The sequence below is a fragment of the Paenibacillus sinopodophylli genome, assembly GCF_005930355.1.
Lineage (GTDB): Bacteria > Bacillota > Bacilli > Paenibacillales > Paenibacillaceae > Pristimantibacillus > Pristimantibacillus sinopodophylli.
Window position 1 is genome coordinate 167,740 of the sequence record NZ_VDBO01000002.1, and the last position, 16,444, is coordinate 184,183.

Annotated in this window: 16 protein-coding genes; 10 read left to right on the top strand and 6 right to left on the bottom strand. The window is 47.3% G+C overall.

Translation table 11 applies throughout. The features are described 5' to 3' along the window. Window positions 1–54: 54 nt before the first annotated feature. Window positions 55–672, top strand: a complete 618-nt coding sequence (locus FGT79_RS12630) for an ATP-dependent DNA ligase (RefSeq protein WP_138753176.1) — start codon at window positions 55–57, stop codon at window positions 670–672. Window positions 673–844: 172 nt separating this feature from the next. On the opposite strand, the gene FGT79_RS12635 is transcribed toward FGT79_RS12630, so the two are convergent. Together FGT79_RS12635 and FGT79_RS12640 are read right to left on the bottom strand one after the other, a co-directional pair. Further along, window positions 845–1,330 (bottom strand): C40 family peptidase, encoded by a 486-nt coding sequence (locus FGT79_RS12635; RefSeq protein WP_138753177.1) that lies wholly within the window; start codon window positions 1,328–1,330, stop codon window positions 845–847. 166 nt (window positions 1,331–1,496) lie between these two features. Next, window positions 1,497–2,477, bottom strand: a complete 981-nt coding sequence (locus tag FGT79_RS12640) for an aldo/keto reductase (protein WP_138753178.1) — start codon at window positions 2,475–2,477, stop codon at window positions 1,497–1,499. A 319-nt stretch (window positions 2,478–2,796) separates the two neighbouring features. On the opposite strand from FGT79_RS12640, the gene FGT79_RS12645 reads away from it, so the two are divergent. The 3 genes from FGT79_RS12645 to FGT79_RS12655 all read left to right on the top strand — a co-directional run bounded on the left by FGT79_RS12645 (window position 2,797) and on the right by FGT79_RS12655 (window position 5,596). Then, window positions 2,797–3,579 carry an alpha/beta hydrolase gene (locus tag FGT79_RS12645; protein WP_138753179.1) on the top strand — a complete coding sequence of 261 codons (783 nt, stop codon included), beginning with the start codon at window positions 2,797–2,799 and terminating at the stop codon, window positions 3,577–3,579. A 228-nt stretch (window positions 3,580–3,807) separates the two neighbouring features. After that, window positions 3,808–5,310 (top strand): alpha-N-arabinofuranosidase, encoded by a 1,503-nt coding sequence (locus FGT79_RS12650; RefSeq protein WP_171056218.1) that lies wholly within the window; start codon window positions 3,808–3,810, stop codon window positions 5,308–5,310. Window positions 5,311–5,323: 13 nt separating this feature from the next. Continuing rightward, on the top strand, window positions 5,324–5,596 hold the full coding sequence (locus tag FGT79_RS12655) for a DUF6171 family protein (protein ID WP_138753181.1): 273 nt from the start codon (window positions 5,324–5,326) through the stop codon (window positions 5,594–5,596). Between the two features lie 135 nt (window positions 5,597–5,731). On the opposite strand, the gene FGT79_RS12660 is transcribed toward FGT79_RS12655, so the two are convergent. Together FGT79_RS12660 and melA are read right to left on the bottom strand one after the other, a co-directional pair. Next, window positions 5,732–6,400: a cupin domain-containing protein gene (locus FGT79_RS12660; protein WP_138753182.1), complete on the bottom strand. Its 669-nt coding sequence runs from the start codon at window positions 6,398–6,400 to the stop codon at window positions 5,732–5,734. Window positions 6,401–6,539: 139 nt separating this feature from the next. Continuing rightward, a complete protein-coding gene (gene melA, locus FGT79_RS12665) occupies window positions 6,540–7,838 on the bottom strand; it encodes an alpha-glucosidase/alpha-galactosidase (protein WP_138753183.1) in 1,299 nt (432 codons plus the stop codon). Window positions 7,839–7,985: 147 nt separating this feature from the next. Between melA and FGT79_RS12670 the strand changes: the two genes are divergently transcribed. Together FGT79_RS12670 and FGT79_RS31120 are read left to right on the top strand one after the other, a co-directional pair. Further along, window positions 7,986–8,831, top strand: a complete 846-nt coding sequence (locus FGT79_RS12670; protein WP_138753184.1) for an AraC family transcriptional regulator — start codon at window positions 7,986–7,988, stop codon at window positions 8,829–8,831. Window positions 8,832–9,354: 523 nt separating this feature from the next. Continuing rightward, window positions 9,355–9,522, top strand: a complete 168-nt coding sequence (locus tag FGT79_RS31120; protein WP_171056219.1) for a hypothetical protein — start codon at window positions 9,355–9,357, stop codon at window positions 9,520–9,522. 185 nt (window positions 9,523–9,707) lie between these two features. On the opposite strand, the gene FGT79_RS12675 is transcribed toward FGT79_RS31120, so the two are convergent. After that, complete coding sequence (locus FGT79_RS12675) at window positions 9,708–10,721, bottom strand: LacI family DNA-binding transcriptional regulator (protein ID WP_138753185.1); 1,014 nt, start codon at window positions 10,719–10,721, stop codon at window positions 9,708–9,710. Between the two features lie 127 nt (window positions 10,722–10,848). On the opposite strand from FGT79_RS12675, the gene FGT79_RS12680 reads away from it, so the two are divergent. From FGT79_RS12680 to fucU, 4 genes are read left to right on the top strand one after another with little or no spacing between them, the layout of a single operon-like run. Further along, entirely contained in the window at window positions 10,849–12,639 is a 1,791-nt protein-coding gene (locus tag FGT79_RS12680) for an L-fucose isomerase (protein WP_138753186.1), read from the top strand. A 15-nt stretch (window positions 12,640–12,654) separates the two neighbouring features. Next, the gene (locus FGT79_RS12685) at window positions 12,655–13,314 is read left to right on the top strand and encodes a class II aldolase/adducin family protein (RefSeq protein ID WP_138753187.1); all 660 of its coding nucleotides are present in this window, start codon (window positions 12,655–12,657) and stop codon (window positions 13,312–13,314) included. 50 nt (window positions 13,315–13,364) lie between these two features. Continuing rightward, entirely contained in the window at window positions 13,365–14,870 is a 1,506-nt protein-coding gene (locus FGT79_RS12690; RefSeq protein ID WP_138753188.1) for a rhamnulokinase, read from the top strand. A 53-nt stretch (window positions 14,871–14,923) separates the two neighbouring features. Continuing rightward, complete coding sequence (gene fucU / locus FGT79_RS12695) at window positions 14,924–15,352, top strand: L-fucose mutarotase (RefSeq protein WP_138753189.1); 429 nt, start codon at window positions 14,924–14,926, stop codon at window positions 15,350–15,352. An 86-nt stretch (window positions 15,353–15,438) separates the two neighbouring features. Here fucU and FGT79_RS12700 read toward each other — a convergent pair whose 3' ends face one another. Continuing rightward, a complete protein-coding gene (locus tag FGT79_RS12700) occupies window positions 15,439–16,428 on the bottom strand; it encodes a DUF4358 domain-containing protein (RefSeq protein WP_138753190.1) in 990 nt (329 codons plus the stop codon). Window positions 16,429–16,444 lie beyond the last annotated feature (16 nt).

Consider the following 16,444-nt stretch of genomic DNA (forward strand, 5'->3'; position numbering starts at 1 on the left):
CGAATTTTGGGGTTATTTCATGCTAAGATAGGGTACACGGAAGGAGGCCTCGTTATGTTTATGAAACCGATGCTTATGACCGAGCATGCAAAGCCTTTTGATGATGATAATTATATTTTCGAGCCAATTATTGACGGCCATCGACTGCAGCTTTCTTTCATCCAGAACAAACCTAAATTATATACGAGACACTTTAATGACGTTACCCGCCAATATCCGGAGCTACATAATGTACCATTGCGAGAACCGGCTGATGTACTATTAGACGGCGAGGTTGCCTATGTAAACCCGGATACGGGAGCTTTCGAATTCCAGACACTGCAAACCAGATATCGCATGAGGAAAGAGCCTGCGATCCGAGAAGCTAAACGGACGAATCCTGTACAGTTTTTCATATTTGACTTGTTGTATTATAACGGTGTGGATTTAAGGCCGTACCCGCTGCTGGAGCGGAAGAAGCTGCTTAACCGGATATTGGAAGATAATCATTATTTTAAAAAGATGTTTTACATGGAGAGGAATGGCTCTGCGCTCTTTGATCTCGTTACACATTGCGATGGGGAGGGAGTGGCCTGCAAACGGAAGGACAGCGTATATTCCTATGGTAAACAAGGTGGTTGGCTGCAGGTGCTGAGCGAGGATTATAAGTCATTGAAGCTGGTTGGACAATGAGAATGTTTCATACCTAATCGAATAGGTTAAATAGCAGTAACAGATGAAACTTTGATTAGAAACAAGGTGAGCTGCACATTGTTGAAATTAGCTCCTATTTGAAGCGAAAGCAAAAGGCTGCAGACGCGATTAGCGTCTGCAGCCTTCAATGGCTCATTATTAATAGGCATAACTAGCTAAGAACACGTCTGGCCGTTACATATTTCTTGGCCCAATAACTGCTTCCAAGGCTTGTGACGGTAACACCTTGGCTTGTAGAGCTGTGGATGATTTTGTTATTGCCAGCATAGATAGCGACATGGCTAATGGACTTGCCGTTCGTGTTGAAGAATACAAGATCGCCCACGCTTAAAGAGCCTTTCGCAACCTTCTCGCCTACAGATGCTTGCGCAGAAGAAGAGCGCGGCAAATTAACATCCAAGCTTTTGTACAGAAATTGGGTGAAAGAAGAGCAGTCAAAAGCGTATGTAACGCCAACTGGTGCGCCAAATTTATAAGGTGTACCGATATATTCTTTCCCAGTAGAAATAAGATCTAATGTTTCAGGTGTTGCTGCATGTGCTTTTGGTGCAAAAGATCCGAATGTGATTGCCGACATGACGATCGCGCTGCAAATGCCTGCTTTGGCAATCGATTTCAATAGGTGTGATGTTCTCATGCTGTCAGGATGTCCCTCCGCGTTTCGTTTTATGTGTTCTGACTATAACACATCTAAAAACGGCGAAAATCGCGAATGAGAGCGAACCTTTAGTTATAACAGGGATTCTGAGAGTTTATGAGAATTAAATGAAAAAAAACTCATAATTAAAAATAGACAGCAGAAATTAAGGCATGTTTACGCCTCTAGCACTGACTAGCAGGCTGTACCATTGCTCGCGTGTCATGATTTCGGACTGTTGAACCGCGTCTTTACAGGCGATAATGCGCTCTGGGTTTACCGTGCCGATTACCGGTTGAATGCGAGCAGGATGCTTCATCAGCCAAGCTAGTACGATGGCTTCAGACGTTGTACCGTTTTCCTCGGCAATTTCCTTTACCAAAGCGGCTGTTTGAATTTCTGCTTCACTGGCATTCTCCGAAGCTCTACCAGAAAATCTGCCTTGAGCAAGCGGTCCCCACGCCTGAATCTGAATGTTCTCCATTTGCATGAACTCCATTAAACCTTCAGCGAAGTTATCCTTTAGTCCGGCTTTCTGATTCACATGAATACCTTGATCGACCCAGTCATGGCGCAGCAGACTAAGCTCTAGCTGATTGACGACGATAGGATCTGGCAATGCACGCTGGAGGAATCGAATTTGACCCGGGCTCATATTGGAAACACCGAAGTTACGTACTTTCCCTGATAACTTAAGCGCAGTGAAGGCTTCTGCAATTTCATCCGGCTCCATGAGTGGATCGGGACGATGAAGCAGCAATACGTCAATGTATTCTGTACCTAGACGCTCTAGAATGCCGTCTACTGATGGCAATATATGTGACTTTGAGAAGTTGAATCTTCCTGGTAATACACCGTCAGCTAGCTGAATGCCAACCTTGGATTGAATGACCATTTGCTCGCGCAGTTTTGGCTGCTGCTTGAGTACTTGTCCGAATACGGACTCGGCTTTGCCTCTTGTATAAATATCGGCGTGGTCATACATCGTGATTCCGATCGAGAGGGCAGCGTCGATGGCTGCTTCAGCCTGACGAACGTGATCAGTTGTAATCGGGTCCGCAAGATCCCAGCTTCCGCCAAGGCCCATGCATCCTAATGCTAAACGGCTGTTCGATATTCCTCGATGCTCGAGTGGCATCAATTTCATTGTTCATCAACCTCCGGATATTGGAATTATACTTAGACGGTTACTATTATACCTTGCTATCGATTGCTATATAAGCACTGAAAAAAAGTTCACTAACTATCTTTGCGCCGCTAGTATCAATTGAACCTCTTATTAAAGTCGATTCTTAAAATATAGGAAAGGATATTATTTCGCCATCCTTTCTCTATATTTCTCGGAATGAAACACGCTGCACTGCCAAAGGATAGCGACAGCCGTTTCACCTTGTTGCAAACGCTTCATTTCAATGCTAAATTACTTATGACTATGTTTGACTAACATTAATTTGGAGGTGTCTCAATTGGCGTTCATAACCTGTAACTTTTTTTCTGAAGCACTAGGCCTCAGTACATCAATGACTGTTATTTTGCCTCAGCAAACCCATTCTCAGATTGGGCTGAACAATCGAAGCAGCCAGAAGCTGCACAAAACATTATATTTGCTGCATGGTTTATCCGACGACGATACAATCTGGACACGAAGAACTTCTATTGAACGGTATGTAGCTGAGCTGGGACTTGCTGTCGTTATGCCGAATGTCCATCAAAGCTTCTATACGGATATGGAATACGGGAACAAATATTGGACGTTCCTTACAGAGGAGCTTCCGGCTATCGCCCGTTCCTTCTTCCCTTTATCAGACGCAAGGGAGGACAATTATGTTGCAGGCTTGTCTATGGGGGGCTACGGCGCTTTCAAATGGGCGCTTCGTCATCCTGACCGTATTGCAGCTGCGGGAAGCTTATCGGGTGCGCTTGATATGGCAAAGCATATCAAAGAACCAGCTCAGTTGAATATGAAGCCTTTATTTACCCTCATTTATGGAGATAAGGATATTAAGGGGACAGATGATGATTTGCTCCATCTCGTTGCTGAGCATGAGGCATCTTCAGTCGAGAAGCCGCTTCTCTATCAGTGCTGCGGGACAGAAGATTTCCTGTATACGGACAATATCGCTTTCCGCGATGCTTGCCGGGATGCTGCGCTTCCACTGACATACGTCGAAGGACCGGGCAGTCATGAATGGGGCTATTGGGATGAGCATATTCAACATTTTTTGAAATGGCTTCCGCGCTCTGAGTAGGAAGATGGACAAGATGAAGAATCACACCGATTAGAAGCTAATTGGTGTGATTCTTTTTTATTATCTGCGTCAATCATGGAATGATTTTGTTAGTCTCACCCAAATAGTAGTTGCAAAATGTATCCGCTACCATTATGATTTGTTTAGGATTAATATTTATAACATTGTATTAATATTTATATTAATTCAATAAGTGGGGATCGAACAATTCAATATATAAAAGTGAGGATGATAGCTTTGACTAACCGGATAACAATCAATACCGATCTGACGGCAGGTACGATTAATCGCAATATTTATGGACATTTCTCAGAGCATTTGGGTCGTTGTATTTATGAAGGTATCTGGGTAGGCGAGGATTCACCTATTCCGAACACAAACGGGATCCGCAACGATGTAGTCGCGGCACTGAAGCAACTGAACATTCCGGTGCTTCGCTGGCCGGGCGGCTGTTTCGCAGATGAATACCATTGGAAAGACGGTATAGGTCCACGGGAATCGCGCAAACGGATGATTAATACGCACTGGGGCGGCGTGCTGGAAAACAATCATTTCGGAACGCATGAGTTTCTGATGCTGTGTGAAATGCTGGAGTGTGAGCCATATATTTCGGGCAATGTTGGAAGCGGCACGGTACAGGAAATGTCGGAGTGGGTAGAATACATGACATTTGACGGCATTTCTCCAATGGCAGAGCTGCGGCGGGAGAACGGTCGTGAGAAACCGTGGAATATCAAATATTTCGGCGTAGGTAATGAGAACTGGGGCTGTGGCGGCAATATGCGCCCTGAATATTATGCAGATCTTTATCGCAGGTACCAAACCTATGTACGCAATTATGGAGAGAACAGCATTCATAAGATCGCATGTGGACCGAATGTAGATGATTACAACTGGATGGAAGTACTGATGCGCGAGGCACATGGGAAAATGGATGCCATTTCGCTGCACTATTATACGCTTCCGGGCGACACTTGGGACGAAAAGGGAGCAGCAACAGGCTTCACGGAGGATGAATGGTATATTACACTCAAGAAAGCGTTGTGGATGGACGAGCTGATTAAACGCCATTCAACGATTATGGATAAATATGACCCAGCTAAGCGTGTTGGCCTAATGGTCGACGAGTGGGGAACATGGTTTGATGTTGAGCCAGGTACGAACCCAGGCTTTCTCTATCAGCAGAATACGATTCGCGATGCGCTTGTAGCGGGCATAACGCTTCATATTTTCCATGATCATTGCGATCGGGTGCAAATGGCTAATATTGCTCAGGTCATTAATGTACTGCAATCGGTCATTTTGACTGAGGGTGAGAAAATGGTGCTGACACCGACGTATCACGTTTTTGACATGTATAAGGTGCATCAGAACGCCACTTTACTGAACACATCCATTGACAGTCAGGACTATGTGCATAATAACGATAAGATCCCGAAGGTTTCCGTTTCGGCTTCAAGGGATGCGGAAGGACGCATTCACGTCAGCCTATGCAATCTAGACCAAAATGAGGCTGCAGACGTTGAGATCGACCTCCGCGGCTTGGTCGGTTCTGGTATTTCCGTTTCCGGTACGGAGTTGACTGCTTCGGTCAAGGATGCTCACAATACATTCGATCAGCCTGAAACGGTAGTTCCGACCGCTTATCAGGCATTCACGGTTAACGGTTCAACGATCAGCGCGAAGCTCTCGCCGATGTCGGTTACGGTGCTTGAACTGATTTCTGAATAAGGAAGGCTTCATAATGAGTAGAAGCAATCAGTGCAAGGGATGCCGGGATGACTACCGTGTAACGGATGCGCAAATCGATCGGATATTGGCGGCGCCGATGTTTCAATCAGAGATTAGCGTACCGGATGATGTATACGAGGAGCGCTTGCAGGCATGCAGGGCGTGCCCTAAATTTCAATATGGTACGACTTGCACCATCTGTGGCTGTTTCGTTCGGATTGCAGCCAAGTATAAAGACCGCGCCTGTCCGAACCCAGGTGACAGTCGCTGGCTGAAGCATGCTTAATCTAGAATAGAAGGATCTATCGCTGGCTGCTGGTTTTAGGATAATCGAGCCAGCGGAGAGTTGTTTTCATAATGAAAAGGTGACGGGCTGCGCTGAGCTGCCCGTCACCTTTTTTGGTTTATTCAAATGCCGCTGCTAGAATTGAGGAGCGCGATGATGATGACTACCGTATTTCTGCGGCTGCACCGCTTGGTTTGGTTGGACGGCTTGCTGCGCTACAAACCCTTGATTGGCGGAGGGGTTGGCTGCTGATTGACCTTGGACGGGGTTGTAGCTGCAATTACTTGGCGGCCCCAAAACGACGGTGTTTTTGATCGGTTCAAGTGTCGTTTTCAATGCTTCTGCATCCAGGCAATACGTATAAGCGAACACATTGGCTGGCGTTAAACGCAATAAATCCGATCCGTAGATGACATCTGGAACATTAGCATCGAAGATCGCGAGCAAATGCGTATGATCCTGTGTAGCAATCTCATAATGCCACCAGCCTTGCGGTAAATTAACGACTTGACCAGGTGTGACATGATAGCGAAGATATTGTTTCGTGAAAGGATTCAAGAGTGAGATCTCCGCTGCGCCAGAAATACAATAAACGAGCTCAGAAGCATTTTGATGGTAATGTGGCTCGATGACGTTTCCTTTGCTGAGGAAAATATCGAGCAAAGAAAGGTTTCGCAGTGTATTCAGCTGATTGACGGATAAGAGATTAATGTAGTTGTTTGCGTCCTTTTTGAAGATTGGATTGCTGTTGACATCGAAAGCGAATTGCGTACCTGGAGACGTGTAGTCGATCTGTGAACTCATTTGAATAGATTGCCCCTTTTCACTAGGCTGATGAATCTTATGAGGTAGGGTATGTGTTTGCCTAGGCAGGTGTGAATCGTTTTGCAAAAATAAAAGCCCTCCAAGATGAGCCTGCATTGGCTCTTGGAGGGCTGTATGGTTATTTGTAGCTTGGAAGCCAGCTGCCATGGGCTTCAATCAGATCATCGCAAAGCGACACGATATCATCCATGGAGAGCTCGGCAGAGGTATGTGGATCAAGCATTGCAGCGTGATAAATATGGTCACGTTTGCCGGTTATCGCAGCTTCAATGGTGAGCAGCTGCGTATTGATATTCGTCCGGTTCAATGCGGCAAGCTGCGGAGGCAAGTTGCCGACATAGGTAGGCGTCACACCGTTTCGATCCACGAGACAAGGGACCTCAACGCAAGCTTCCCTAGGCAGATTGGTAATTAAGCCGGTATTCATGACGTTGCCGCCGATTTGGAATGGATTGTTCGTTTCAATGGCTTCCAAAATGTAGGAAGCGTATTCATGGCTGCGGCAATGCTCAAGATTACTGTCATTGACAAGTGATTCACGCATCGTTTTCCAACCTTCAATTTGGTTCACACAGCGACGTGGATATTCATCAAGCGGTATGTTGAAGCGCTCGATGAGCTCTGGATAATTGCGTTTAATGAAGTATGGATGGTACTCGGCGTTATGCTCGGAGGATTCTGTAATATAATAGCCAAACTTTAGCATCAGCTCATAGCGAACCATGTCATGATGTTTTTCATTCTGTTTCTCTGCCGCACGGCGTTTGATTTCTGGATAGAGATCGACGCCGTCCTTGCTTGCTTCAAGCAGCCAAGCCATATGATTGATACCCGCGATCTTGTATTTCACACCCGTCGGGTCCAGATCGAGATGCTCGAATAAGTTCGGTAAACAAACTTGAACGCTATGACATAGACCAACTGTTTTCACACCGCCGTATGTGTTCATCACGTTGGTTAGAACGGCCATCGGATTCGTATAATTGAGGAAAAGCGCATCCGGACAAACCTCGTTAATGTCGCGTGCGAAGTCGAGCATGACCGGAATGGTACGCAGGTTTCGGAATAATCCGCCAATGCCTACTGTGTCCGCTATCGTTTGGCGAAGCCCGTACTTATTCGGTATTTCAAAATCGGTAATTGTACACGGATCATAGCCGCCTACTTGAATGGCGTTTACAACGTATTTGGCGCCGCGAAGTGCTTCCTTACGGTTTGTGTACGCTTTAATTTGGCAGGTGCTATTGCTCGTTTTTTTGATATTAAGCAGTATTTGCTCCGATTCGTTCAGACGCTGCGCATCGATATCGAATAGAGCGATCTCAAAGCCTTGCAGCGCAGGTGTTTGCATGACATCGCCTAAAATATTTTTGGCAAAGACGGTGCTTCCTGCTCCGATAAACGTAATTTTGGACATTTTATATTGCCTCCCATTCATTGAGTGCTGACTCCTATAGTATAAAGAGGACATCTGCGAATGAATATGGAAGGAAAGAAGATTTATATGGAGGAATGTCGCATCATTTAGTATGATGAATAGATAGGAATTGTTGGAGGTGCGGCATTGGATTCACATAATACGCATTCGCTTAGTTTAAATACAGCTCCCCTAAAAGATGAGATGTCCGTCCTATTTGCTGGCAAGGGGCAGCCGGTAAGTGGACATTTCATAGGACCCGCGGTTCATGATTATTTTTTGATCCATATCGTATTAGAAGGTGAAGGTGTATTCGAAACACTTGGGAAAGCGTATACATGTGTGGTAGGAGATGCATTTGTCATCTTTCCGGACATATTGGTTAAGTATGAAGGAAGCAAAATTAATCCATGGACGTATACGTGGGTTGGCTTTTCGGGGGAAGTTGTGGAATCTGCACTGCGTTCTATCGGCATTACCCCTGACAATGCGGTTATTCGTGAATGTTCACTGCCGGTTATTCAGAGGATGATTAGAAGTATTCGCAAGAGTATGGATAAAAAGAATTCGCCAGCGCTTGGAAATATGGAAGCCTCCGGCTGGCTAAGGCTGCTCCTGCATGAGCTAGGGGGCAAGCATATAGGTGGTCTAGAACAGGAATCTATCCCCGAATCCCACTCGTACCGCCAAATTGACCAGGCGATCCGTTTGATGACGCTGCAGTATGGTCAGCAGCTGTCGATTGAAGGAATAGCTCGAACACTCGGCTACCATCGTGCCCATTTGACTCGGCTGTTCAAAGAGGCGACGGGCTTGCCGCCAATGCAGTATTTGTTAAAGGTGCGTATGAAGAAAGCGGAGGAGCTGCTCAGAACTGAACTGACCGTTGCCCAAATCGCGACTTCAGTCGGGTACAATGATCCGCTGTTTTTCACGAAACAATTCCGTAAGTGGAGTGGACAATCCCCTACGAGCTTTCGCAAGTCGCTGTAGTGGCAGCCAAATATAGTAACAAAAAGTACAATGCCAGATCATATATTGTCAGACCTTATAGTGCTAGACCATATAGTGCTAGACCATATAGTGCTAAACCATTTAAGTTTGCCTACGTTGCACTTTTTGCAATAGAAACCTCGTATGAAGGCCAAGCTGAGGGACTACATTGTAGAAAATGCATTAGAATTGCTTTTATTAATGAGCATCGAGCCGCAATGACGCAGTTCTGTAGCAGAAACTACAATGTAACAAAAGAATGGTTACTTAAACGACGATTAGAGTGTACAAAGTGCAACGTAGCTCGTTGGTCGGTAGAAGAGGAAGTTTGATATGAGTAACCAACCAACCAAACTCTCAAACCACTTACCGTGTCGCTAGTCGCGCACTTCAACACACATCTGTAGCTATCCTGCACAGTCGCAGGATAGAGGCCGTATATCGACCGCCGAGAAAGGCTACCCTGCACTCTGGCAGGATAAGAGCTTTAGATGAGCAGAAATAGGTGTGTGTAAGGTCCCGAATGAGCGACGCTAATTCAAATGTGCAGGATAGTCGTCAAAAAGTGTTCCAGAGAGGTGAAGTTACTACAGATGTGCAGGATAGCCGAGGGGAATGGGATGGTGATATGGGTGATAATGGTGATACGAGTAATGTGGTGATTGGTAATGATATTGGCGATGGAGAATGAGGTATGCGATCTAGGGTATGGTGACTGGTTATGGGTATGGGAAATAGAGTAAAGCGCATGCCGTTTGGTAACTGCCGCCCACCATCAGCAAACATCGTACACACAGCTATCGTACGCAAAAAGACAGCAGCATCAGCCAGTTCTGGCCCATACTGCTGTCTTTTTGGTGTGTTTGTGCTGCTGCACTAGGGCAATGTCTTCACCGATCTGCGGATCACCAAATCGGCGGGCAGGACGATTTTTTTCCAAGGCAATACGGTTTCTCGTTCCTGAATACGCTCAACGAGCATCTGCATACCCATATATCCGAATTGATAGGCTTGCTGGGCAGCTACCGTCAGGAACGGCTCAACCTCTGAGTATGGCCCCAAATCGTCAAAGCACACGAGAGAAATATCTTCTGGGACTCGGATTCCTCGCTCACGAAGCAAGCGCAATATTTCAACGGCGAGCACGTTATTGCCAGCGACAATAGCAGTTGGCACAGGGCTTAGCTGATCGAGCCATTGTCCCATTTCGGTCAAGTCGCTCAAAGAGCCAAAACTAGTTTCAAATACGTAGCTTTCGTTATAAGTGAGATCACTTAGCTTCATCCCGTCCTGATAGCCCTGCAGCCGCAGTCTTGCACTCGATATGGACGGTGAGCCATTAACGAATGCTATGCTGCGATGACCTTCAGCAACCAGATGCTCTACGAGCCTTCTTGCTCCATCTTTGCTGTCCCCGAGCACGATATCGCATTCAATGCCCGGAACCTCGCGGTCCAGCAGCACGAATGGCACCTTATGTTTGCGGAACGACTCCAGATGGGGAAGAGACGGATCGCCTGCTGGTGCAACGAGCACGCCGTCCACGCGAGTGGTTAAGATGGTCGTGACATAATCCGCTTCCTTCTCGATGCTCTCATCACTATTCCCAAAGAGCAGACGGTAGCCGGAGCGCTTGGCTGCGTCCTCTGCTCCGCGTGCAAGCGTCGTGTAGAAGGGGTTCATAATATCGGTGATGAGCAGGAAGAGCAGCTTCGTCTGCTGAAGCACGAGGCTGCGCGCTGTTTGATTAGGCACATATCCGAGCTCATCCATCACCCGCTTAACCTTCGCTCGAGTCTTTTCACTAATCTTGCCATTGTTATTGATAACTCTGGAGACGGTCATAGCGGATACACTTGCTTTCGCCGCTACATCATAAATCGTTACCATATCCTAGTCCCCTTATGAATAAATCGTAGTTTCTATCATACAAAAAAGTCTTCATTGACAGCAAGCCTTATTGTTGTTAATTTAATGTTATCGGTAACATTATTATAGCCTATTGGAGGTTTTATTCATGACGGACACAAATGTACGTTTCCAAAGCGGGTTTCCAAAAATCGGTATACGACCTACGATCGACGGCAGAAGAAAAGGCGTTCGCGAATCGTTAGAAGAGCAAACGATGAACATGGCAATTGCGACAGCTAAGCTGTTGTCGGACAATTTGCGTTATCCAAATGGAGAGCCTGTTGAATGTGTAATCGCAGATACTTGCATTGGCGGCGTGTCCGAAGCTGCTGCCTGCGCAGATAAATTCACGAAGTCCGGCGTAGGTGTATCGATAACGGTAACGCCTTGCTGGTGTTACGGAACGGAAACGATGGATATGGATCCGTCTATACCGAAAGCAGTATGGGGCTTCAACGGAACCGAAAGGCCAGGGGCCGTGTATTTGGCTGCTGTATTGTCTGGTTATGCCCAGAAGGGACTTCCGGCTTTCGGCATTTATGGCGAGCATGTACAGGATTCTGGCGACACTTCCATTCCATTCGACGTGAAAGATAAGCTGATCGGCTTCGCGAAAGCAGGTCTTGCAGTAGCCTACATGCGCGGCAAATCGTATTTGTCCATGGGCTCAGTTTCAATGGGTATTGCAGGTTCCATTGTGAATGACGCGTTCTTCCAAGAGTATCTGGGCATGCGAACGGAGTATATCGACATGAGCGAGTTCGTTCGTCGCATGGAAGAAGGTATTTATGATGGTGCGGAATACGAGAAAGCGCTTACGTGGGTGAAGGAAAACTGTATAGAAGGACCGGATAACAATCCCGCACATCTTCAAACTACTAGAGAGCAGAAGGACGCGGATTGGGAGACTGTTGTCAAAATGACGCAAATTGCCCGTGACCTCATGGTTGGCAATCCAAGGCTGGCTGAGCTGGGATTCGGCGAGGAAGCAGCCGGACACCATGCAATTGTAGCCGGCTTTCAAGGCCAGCGGCAGTGGACAGACCATTTTCCAAACGGAGATTTCATGGAAACGGTACTCAACTCCTCCTATGATTGGAACGGCAAACGCGCCCCTTATATGGTTGCGACGGAAAATGACAGCTTAAACGGCGTCGTGATGCTATTCGGCTATTTGCTTTCGAACACGGCTCAAATATTTGCAGATGTACGTACGTACTGGAGTCCGGAATCGGTTGAACGCGTAACGGGTCATAAGCTGGAAGGTGCGGCTGCGAACGGTATCCTTCACTTAATTAATTCGGGTTCTGCGACGATGGATGGCACTGGTGAGCAGTCGAAGGATGGTCAACCGGCTTTGAAGCCATTCTGGGAAATTTCTGATGAAGAAGCGCAGAAGTGTCTCGATGCTACTTCGTGGCGCCCGGCTTCCGTTGAATATTTCCGCGGCGGCGGTTTTTCATCCGATTACTTAACACGCGGCGGCATGCCGATGACGATGTCCAGGATTAACCTAGTGAAAGGAATCGGCCCTGTTCTGCAAATCGCCGAAGGCTACTCCGTCGAGTTGCCCCAAAGCGTGCACGAAACGCTAGATAATCGTACGGACCCGACTTGGCCGACGACATGGTTTGCTCCAACACTTACAGGAGAAGGTTCCTTCCACTCCGTGTATGAGGTGATGGACAACTGGGGAGCGAACCACGGCTCTATTAGCTACGGGCATATCGGAGCTGATCTGATTACGCTTGCCTCGATGCTACGTATTCCGGTTAACATGCATAATGTTGCGGAGGATCGTATCTTCCGTCCAAGAGCGTGGGGATTATTCGGCACGGCAAATGCAGAGAGTGCTGACTACCGTGCTTGCCAAAACTTCGGACCTATATATAAATAAATGGGAGGTTTTACAATGAGCAGCACGGACATTCGCAATGAGCTTTGCAAATATGCACGTAAAACGGTAACAAACAAATTGGTAGTCGGACCTGGAGGGAATATTAGCGCCAAATTCGAAGGCAAAATGTACCTTTCACCGAGCGGCTTCGCGCTGGATGAGGTAGAGCCGCATCAATGGGTAGAGGTTGATATTGAGTCGGGTGAAATTACGGATATCGGTCTCCGCCCGTCCTCTGAGGTGTTGATGCATCTCTATGCTTATCGGGCAAATCCGGATATCGGGGCCATCGTTCACACACATCCACCTTATTGCATCGCTTTCACACTCGTAGAGCAGGAGCTGCCCATTATGTTCCCTGACCAAGCGGCTCTGGTTGGCAAGACGGTCTATGTGCCATATGTGCTGCCAACGACAGATAGACTTGCGGATGCTTATGTCGCCAAGGTGAATGAAGCAAGCTCAGTGCTGCTCGGTAACCATGGTCTTGTGACATCGGGACGTAACCTGCGCGAGGCTTATTACCGGACGGAAGTTGTTGAAGAGAGCACCAAAATTTATTTAATCGCAAAAGCGATTCGTGAGCCTAAGGTGCTTACTAAGGAAGAATTCGAAGAGATTGCTTCACTTGAGAGCGAGGCATACCGAATCGAATTGCTCCAAAAGATGAAATAATCGGCACCATTCAGCAATAGAAATAAGCCAATAGAGGGGAGGAGCTGTGCATGATCAATCATGCGACAGTGCTTGCATTCGACCTTGGCGCCAGCAGCGGCAGGGCAGTTATCGGTGAGCTGGTGTTGTCCGAAGAAGCTGGCGGGCAGAAACGGCTGCAGGTAACGGAAATTCATCGGTTTCCGAATGAGCCAATTGCGGTAAACGGTCGTTTGCACTGGGATATCCTTCGTCTGCTGCAGGAGCTGAAAACAGGGATTCGCAAAGCGTTTCAACTTGGTTATGAGCCCCGAACATTCGGGATTGATACTTGGGGCGTTGATTTCGGATTGCTTGATGCGAGCGGCGAACTGCTCGGTAATCCGTATCATTACAGAGATTCGCAAACAGATGGAATCGTAGAAGAGCTGATCGAGCTTATCGGTAGTGATCGGTTATACGAGGAGGGCGGCTTGCAATTTATGCCGTTCAATACCATTAATCAGCTGTATGCAATGAAGAAGGCAGGTTCGCCCAAGCTTGCAGCAGCTAGCACACTTCTGCTAACGCCAGACTTGCTTGCCTATTTTCTGACGGGCGTGAAGATATGCGAATTCACGATGGCAACGACAACGCAGCTCTATCAGCCTAATGAGCGGCAGTGGAATCGCGCTTTAATGAATCAGCTTGGTATTCCAAGCACATTGTTTCTGGAGCCGACGCTTCCTGGTACACGATTTGGTCAGTTAACGGAGGAAGTATGCGTGGAGCTTGGCGTTCCGCCAATTGCGGCCATTGCAGTTGGTACACATGATACGGAATCTGCTGCAGCGGCCGTTCCAGCTAAAAGCGGTACACCGTTCGCCTATCTGGTATGCGGGACATGGTCGCTGCTCGGGACCGAGCTTGCGAAACCGCTTGTAACGTCGGATGCGAAGGCGCTGGATTTCTCTAACGAAGGTGGAGTCGGGGGAACTTACCAGCTGCTCAAAAACATAATGGGTCTTTGGATTTTGCAGGAATGCAAGCGGGAGTGGGATGAGCAGGGCAGTGGGCTCTCATACGGAGAGATTGTTCGGCTTGCTGAACAAGCGGAGCCGTTCCGCAGCCTCATTCATCCGGATGATGCTTCTTTCTTTGCGCCAGCTGGCATGATACGTCGCATTCAAGCCTATTGCAACAATACAGGGCAAAAGGTACCAGAATCTACTGCTGAAATAGCACGCTGCATTATGGAGAGTCTTGCCTTGCGGTATCGTGAGGCGCTTGGACAGATGGAGACATTGACCGGACAATCGTACGCTGGCTTGCATATGGTTGGAGGCGGTATTCAGAATGAGCTGTTGTGCCGCTTGACAGCAAGCGCGATTGGCAAGCCTGTGTGGGCGGGGCCGGTTGAAGCGAGTGCAATTGGAAATATGCAGATGCAGCTAGTCGCCCTTGGCGAGTGCAGCAGCTTGGCGGATTCTCGCTCGCTCGTTGAAGCCTCGTTCCCCATTAAAACGTTTGTTCCTAATCATACGCTGGATTGGAATGAAGCGATCGAGCGTTTTGATCGCTTAAGCCGTTCAGAGTAAGGATGAACAGGCTCCATTCAGAGGCTTCCATTATAGGAAAGGGTGTATCGATTATGCTTATAGGAATATCAAAGCTGATTTCTCCAGAGCTGTTGAAGGTACTTAGCGAAATGGGGCATAGCGACGAAATTGTATTGGCAGACGGGAACTTTCCTAGCAGCAGTCATGCAAAGCGGTTAATCCGTGCTGACGGTCATGCGATTCCCGAGTTGCTTGATGCGATTCTACAGCTGTTCCCACTTGATTCATATGTTGAGCGGCCGGTGGCACTGATGCAGGTTGTACCTGGTGATCGTGTGGAAACGCCAATCTGGGACGTTTATGGACGTATTATAAAAGAGCGAACCGGTTGTACGGAGCCGTTCGAGCAGGTGGAGCGTTTCGCTTTCTATGAACGGGCTAAGCAGGCATATGCTGTTATCGCAACAGGTGAGAGTGCGCTATATGCCAACTTAATCTTGAAAAAAGGTGTCATTCAATAAAGTAAGTATCCATGATGAATAACCAATCACACAAAAAGACCTTTGGCAGCTGTTGAATGCCAAAGGTTTTTTGTGTTCCCCATCCATTACTTCGAATTCGAATCGTTATTCTTGAAAAATCCATGAAAAAGTTCGGCCGTTTTTTGCTGATCAGGCGTAATGGAGAACAAGACAAAATTGCCATTGCGAATGATTTGATAGTTTTTGGCTTGCTCGTATTGATCCTGTAAATAATCTTTGAATATGCTTTGCAGTGCTGCGGCACGTTTCTCGAAGCCAGTCTTCACGCTATCGAAATCTGCATCTGACTTCAATTGCACAACTGAAAACTCTCCTGCCTGCATCATCAGCGTCGCTTGATAGAAGCTTCCGTCTATAAGCTGCTTGTCCGAATTGATGCTGTAGGTTTCCATTATTTTGTCACCTTCTACAGCTGCTAAAGGGCCTAGTCCCGCATCTGCACTCAGCTTAGCAGCAATATCAGCGACTGTAACCTCGCCATTAGGATTGCCTTGGTTCGGTTTTGTTGTCGGCTTAGGTGTCGGTGATGCTGTAGCAATAGGCAGCGGCGATGGTATTGCCGAAGCAGCAGTCGTTGCTGTTGTCGAAGGCTTTACGAATGGACTCGCCGTAGGTTTTACTGTAACAGCTGTGGCAGCAGGTTTTTGAGTCGGTTTTACTGTTGGCGAGGCCGTTGGTATCAGTGTTGGTCTCGGCATTGCAGTTGCCGCAGCAGCAGGCTTTTTGGTAGGCTTTTTCTCAGCCTCTTGCTGCTCATCCGTGTCCTTTTCTTGCGCAGGAGCAACTGACGGCTGCGCAGTTGCATCGGCTGTTGGAACGGGATCAATAGTAGAAACGGCAGTAGACTCGGTAGGCGCTGGCGTCAAGACAATGGCAGGCTCATCTGTTGCTTCAGCATCAGCAGAATTCGTATTCCCCGTTGTTTCACTTTCTATATTCGTTGAGCTTTCGCTACTTGGCGGCGCGTTGCTTGCACGACTACAGCTAGAAGCGATTATGACAATAGCAGCAGTCAATAAGACGATGGATAGGATTTTGGTTTTAAACCTTAACATCCTGTATCTCCTTTAA

Excerpts from the sequence above, each read along its gene's own strand:
- FGT79_RS12700 (WP_138753190.1), bottom strand. The coding sequence starts at position 16,428 with ATGTTAAGGTTTAAAACCAAAATCCTATCCATCGTCTTATTGACTGCT.
- FGT79_RS12650 (WP_171056218.1), top strand. The coding sequence starts at position 3,808 with ATGATAGCTTTGACTAACCGGATAACAATCAATACCGATCTGACGGCA.
- FGT79_RS12655 (WP_138753181.1), top strand. The coding sequence starts at position 5,324 with ATGAGTAGAAGCAATCAGTGCAAGGGATGCCGGGATGACTACCGTGTA.
- FGT79_RS12660 (WP_138753182.1), bottom strand. The coding sequence starts at position 6,400 with ATGAGTTCACAGATCGACTACACGTCTCCAGGTACGCAATTCGCTTTC.
- FGT79_RS12635 (WP_138753177.1), bottom strand. The coding sequence starts at position 1,330 with ATGAGAACATCACACCTATTGAAATCGATTGCCAAAGCAGGCATTTGC.
- FGT79_RS12640 (WP_138753178.1), bottom strand. The coding sequence starts at position 2,477 with ATGAAATTGATGCCACTCGAGCATCGAGGAATATCGAACAGCCGTTTA.
- melA (WP_138753183.1), bottom strand. The coding sequence starts at position 7,838 with ATGTCCAAAATTACGTTTATCGGAGCAGGAAGCACCGTCTTTGCCAAA.
- FGT79_RS12630 (WP_138753176.1), top strand. The coding sequence starts at position 55 with ATGTTTATGAAACCGATGCTTATGACCGAGCATGCAAAGCCTTTTGAT.
- fucU (WP_138753189.1), top strand. The coding sequence starts at position 14,924 with ATGCTTATAGGAATATCAAAGCTGATTTCTCCAGAGCTGTTGAAGGTA.
- FGT79_RS12685 (WP_138753187.1), top strand. The coding sequence starts at position 12,655 with ATGAGCAGCACGGACATTCGCAATGAGCTTTGCAAATATGCACGTAAA.
- FGT79_RS12675 (WP_138753185.1), bottom strand. The coding sequence starts at position 10,721 with ATGGTAACGATTTATGATGTAGCGGCGAAAGCAAGTGTATCCGCTATG.
- FGT79_RS31120 (WP_171056219.1), top strand. The coding sequence starts at position 9,355 with ATGAGCGACGCTAATTCAAATGTGCAGGATAGTCGTCAAAAAGTGTTC.
- FGT79_RS12690 (WP_138753188.1), top strand. The coding sequence starts at position 13,365 with ATGATCAATCATGCGACAGTGCTTGCATTCGACCTTGGCGCCAGCAGC.
- FGT79_RS12680 (WP_138753186.1), top strand. The coding sequence starts at position 10,849 with ATGACGGACACAAATGTACGTTTCCAAAGCGGGTTTCCAAAAATCGGT.